Origin of the sequence: Peptoniphilus indolicus ATCC 29427, from assembly GCF_000227315.1 — a bacterium.
GTDB classification, from domain to species: Bacteria; Bacillota; Clostridia; order Tissierellales; family Peptoniphilaceae; genus Peptoniphilus; species Peptoniphilus indolicus.
This window is the reverse complement of record NZ_JH165061.1, coordinates 1,307,627-1,310,727: the sequence shown is the minus strand read 5'-3', so window position 1 is coordinate 1,310,727 and position 3,101 is coordinate 1,307,627. Positions and strand designations below refer to the sequence as shown.

Below are 3,101 nucleotides of genomic sequence, written 5' to 3'. Positions count from 1 at the left end.
CAAATTATTGAATGAAATATCTTTTTTCATTAAAATTGATTTATTTCCTTCTTTTAATTGATGCAACTGCGATTGTATTTCGCTTAATCTAAGATTATTATTTACTATTTGGTCGTTCAATGAAATTATTTCATTCTTTAAATTTAAATATCCTCTATATAATAAAAAAACAATCAAAGCTATAAAGAAAATTTTAACTTTTTTTGCTCATAACTCCTCCACCAATTACAATATATATTATATTTTCTCTATATTTATTATACTAACGCAATACAAATAAAAATACAAACCTTATTCAGTTAAATTAGTTCATTTAAAACTTTGTTTAAGTCAACAAAAAAGGAGAAGAAATTTAATTCTCCCCCTCTATATCTTACTTAAAAGTTACTTCAAAATTGTACATAATAGAATCATCAATGATGTTTTTTGGAGTAGCTTTAACATAAAAACTCTTGCTGGAATATGTTTTTGGCATTTTTGCCAATATCTTTTCCCCTAGCTTTATATCCATCTGTTCGCCTAATATTGCTCCATAATTATCTAAAAAATAGATTGTTGCTTCTTTGTTAAATTCCGAGCTTTTTACCTCTATGTCTCTAATCAATTTAAACTCTGCTTTTGCAATAGGGTTAGGACATGCTACCCCCAATAGTTGACTTGATTCAACAACATATTCTCGATTTATAAAATTCCATCCAACAATCAATGTTCCAAGTAATGCAACGGCAATACTAATCAAAATTAATTTTGATTTTCTCTTTATAATACTCATCTAACAACACTCTCCTTATAGATATTACTTTAAACCATCAATGTTTTACGTTACCCAATTACTAAATTATATATACATTATATCACCGCAAAAAAAAAAAAAAAATAACTTTTTTAAAATTTCCAACAAAAAACCTACTATTCTAAATCACTCTTAAAACAGTAGGTTTGAAATCTTATTCAGTTATTGTTTTTTCTGCAATTTCTTTTTGTAAGTCAGCTATGAAATCTTCAACTTCAACGTCTTTGATTTCTTCTCCGTTTCTCTTTCTTACAGAAAGTTTTCCACTTTGAATTTCTTGTTCTCCAACTACAAGCATATAGTTAATTTTCTTAACTTGTGCTTCACGTATCTTGTAGCCTACCTTTTCTGCTCTTCCATCCAATTTAACTCTTAATCCGGCTGCTCTTAACTTATCAGCAACTTTGTTTGCACCTTCTGCAAATTTGTCTGATACAGGTATTACTGCAACTTGTACTGGAGCTAGCCATAGTGGGAATTTACCTGCAAAGTGTTCAATTAAAATTCCAAGGAATCTTTCTATTGAACCGAATAATGCTCTGTGTAGCATTACAGGTCTTGCCTTTTCTCCATTTTCATTTATATAAGTTAAGTCAAAGTTAATAGGCATTTGGAAATCAAGTTGGATTGTACCACATTGCCATGTTCTTCCAATTGCATCTTCAAGGTGGAAGTCAATCTTAGGACCGTAGAATGCACCGTCTCCTTCGTTTATAGTATATTCCATTCCTCTATCTTTCAAAGCTGCTTCAAGAGCTGCTTCTGCTTTGTTCCAAGACTCTATATCACCCATAAAGTCATCAGGTCTTGTTGAAAGCTCTACTGTGTATTTAAATCCAAAAGTTCCATATAATTTATCTGCTAAATCAATTAACTTAAAGACTTCTTCTTCGATTTGAGATGGCAGACAGTATACATGGGCATCATCTTGAGTAAATGTTCTTACTCTGAATAGTCCGTGTAGCGCTCCTGAAAGTTCATGTCTGTGTACTTGACCGTACTCTGCAAGTCTGATTGGAAGTTCTCTGTAAGAGTGTGGACTTGATGCATAAACTATTGTAGAACCTGGACAGTTCATAGGTTTTACTGCATAATCGCCACCATCTATTTTAGTAAAGTACATATTTTCTTTGTAGTGATCCCAATGTCCGCTCTTGTGCCACAATTCTTCATTTAGAATTATTGGAGTCAAAATTTCTCCATATCCATTTTGTAGAAGTTCATCTCTCCACCAGTTCAAAAGTATATTTCTAACTAACATTCCATTTGGGTGGAAAAATGGGAATCCTGGACCTTCTTCGTGCATTGTGAAAAGTTCAAGCTCTTTTCCAAGCTTTCTGTGATCTCTCTTTTCAGCTTCTTCCATTCTCTCAATGTATTCATCAAGTTGTTTTTTCTTTTCAAATGAAATACCATAAATTCTTTGAAGCATCTTATTGTTCTCGTCGCCTCTCCAGTATGCACCGGCAATTGAATTTAATTTTATAGCCTTGATATTCTTTACTGTATCAAGGTGTGGTCCTTTACATAGGTCGTAGAAATCTCCTATTTTGTAAAGAGTTATATTTTCATCTTCTAAGCCTTCAATTAATTCAAGTTTGTAATCTTGTCCAGCTTTTTCGAACATTTCAATTGCTTCTGCTCTTGGCAATGACAATTTTTCAACTTCGTAAGCTTCTTTTACAATCTTCTTCATTTCAGCTTCTATTTTTTCTAAATCTTCAGGTACAAATCTATGCTCAACATCTATATCATAGTAGAATCCATTGTCTATTGCAGGTCCTATTGCAAATTTTGAATCCGGATACAATCTTTGTATTGCATAAGCCATAACGTGAGAAGTTGTGTGCCAGAAAATTTGTTTTCCCTCTTTATCTTCAAATTTTACAACTTTAAAATCACAATCTTCATTTACAACTTCAAGTTTTCCTCTAACTTCGCCATTTACAACTGCACCAACTGCTGCTCTTTCAAGTCCTTCTGAAATATCAAGAATTAATTCTTTTACAGTTTTTTCTGAATCATATTTTCTTTCTGAACCATCTGGTAATCTTACTATCATTTTCTCCTCCAATATATTCCACAATATCTTAGTGGATACAGCGAAACCTAAACAATAAAAAAAGCCCAACATCCCAAAAGGACGTTAGACCGTGGTTCCACCTTAATTGCTCCTCAAAAGTCTTATCGCGACCTACACGCTTCGCATTACCGAAGTACTCAGGGTTAGTTTTCATATCGTTACTCAAAGCCTTTCACCAACCGGCTCCTCTCTAAAGAGATAGTTATACTACTCGTCCCTTCAACG

The 3,101-nt window shown here is 32.8% G+C and carries 2 protein-coding genes; both read right to left on the bottom strand.

Annotation, left to right across the window (positions count from 1 at the left end):
* Nucleotides 1-373: 373 nt before the first annotated feature.
* Complete coding sequence (locus HMPREF9129_RS05900; RefSeq protein ID WP_004821412.1) at nucleotides 374-772, bottom strand: hypothetical protein; 399 nt, start codon at nucleotides 770-772, stop codon at nucleotides 374-376.
* 175 nt (nucleotides 773-947) lie between these two features.
* Nucleotides 948-2,855, bottom strand: a complete 1,908-nt coding sequence (gene thrS, locus HMPREF9129_RS05895) for a threonine--tRNA ligase (RefSeq protein WP_040552373.1) — start codon at nucleotides 2,853-2,855, stop codon at nucleotides 948-950.
* Nucleotides 2,856-3,101: the final 246 nt, after the last annotated feature.

What these genes read in the sequence shown, in the direction of transcription:
- HMPREF9129_RS05900 (WP_004821412.1), bottom strand. Translation starts at nt 772, where the DNA reads ATGAGTATTATAAAGAGAAAATCAAAATTAATTTTGATTAGTATTGCC.
- thrS (WP_040552373.1), bottom strand. Translation starts at nt 2,855, where the DNA reads ATGATAGTAAGATTACCAGATGGTTCAGAAAGAAAATATGATTCAGAA.